1 protein-coding gene is annotated in these 1,198 nt (G+C 60.2%); it reads left to right on the top strand.

Annotated features, from left to right (window positions below):
• Positions 1–306 precede the first annotated feature (306 nt).
• Complete coding sequence (gene trxA, locus ACRC0P_RS14930; RefSeq protein WP_438632102.1) at positions 307–1,161, top strand: thioredoxin; 855 nt, start codon at positions 307–309, stop codon at positions 1,159–1,161.
• Positions 1,162–1,198 lie beyond the last annotated feature (37 nt).

Raw genomic sequence — 1,198 nt, forward strand, 5'->3', positions numbered from 1 at the left:
TATGGTACTAAATAGTGATACCAGCGGGCCGCTAAGCGGCCAGATGCAAGGCGCATTTGCGCCGGCGTAGTCATTCTACGTCAAGCAAGTGCAACGCCGCAGATGGCTGCTTAGCGGCCCGCCCGGAGGGAGCCCCCCAGATTGCCCACAGCGGCGTTGCAGCTCTTGAAAATGGAATGACCATTCCCTGCGAGCTGCGCCTAACTGTGGGCAATCTGGGGGGCTCTGGTATCACTATTTAGTACCATACAGGACACTAGCTTATGGCCGGGACGAGGTCTACCGATAAATGAATCAGGAGTTGATGTGAACGAATTTATAGTCGATGTAACGGCGCAGAACGCCCAGCAGGTACTGATCGAGGAATCCATGAAGCGACCGGTGGTGGTGGATTTTTGGGCCGATTGGTGCGAGCCCTGCAAGCAGTTGATGCCGGTGCTGGAGAAGCTGGCCAAGGAATATGATGGCCAGTTCCTGCTCGCCAAGGTCAATGCGGACTCCGAGCAGATGCTGGCGGGCCAGTTGGGCGTGCGCAGCCTGCCCACGGTGATGGTGCTGAAGGACGGCCAGCCGGTGGACGGCTTTGCCGGCGCGCAGCCGGAGAAACAGATCCGCGAAATGCTGGACAAGTACCTGCCCAAACCCTGGGATCTGAAGCTGCAGCAGGCCCAGGCACTGGTGGCGGAGAGCAGGCTGGACGAGGCGCTGCCGGTCCTGCGCCAGGCTTACAACGAGTCCGATGAGCGCGCGGATATCGCCAAACAACTGGCGGCGGTGCTGCTGGAACAGAATCGCACCCAGGAGGCGGAGACGGTGCTGGGCAAGATCATGCTGGCGGATCAGGACAGCGACTACCAGCAACTGATGTCCCAGCTGGAACTCAAGCAGCAGGCGGCGGACTCCCCGGAGATCAAAGCCTTGCAGCAGGCGCTGGAAAAAAATCCGCAGGATTTCGATTCCGCCTACCAGCTGGCGGTACAGTACAGCCAGAACCAGCGCCACCAGGAGGCACTGGACCTGCTGCTGGATATCCTGCGCCGGGATATGAATTTCGCCGACGGCGCCGCCAGGCAGGCCTACCTGGATATGCTGAAGAGCCTGGGGGCCGGTGATCCACTGGCGACACAGTACCAGCGCAAGCTGATGACCCTGCTTTATTGACCGCAATCGCCTTGTAGGAGCGGCCCATGGCCGCGAT

The sequence above is a fragment of the Microbulbifer sp. genome (genome assembly GCF_051659245.1).
GTDB lineage: Bacteria > Pseudomonadota > Gammaproteobacteria > Pseudomonadales > Cellvibrionaceae > Microbulbifer.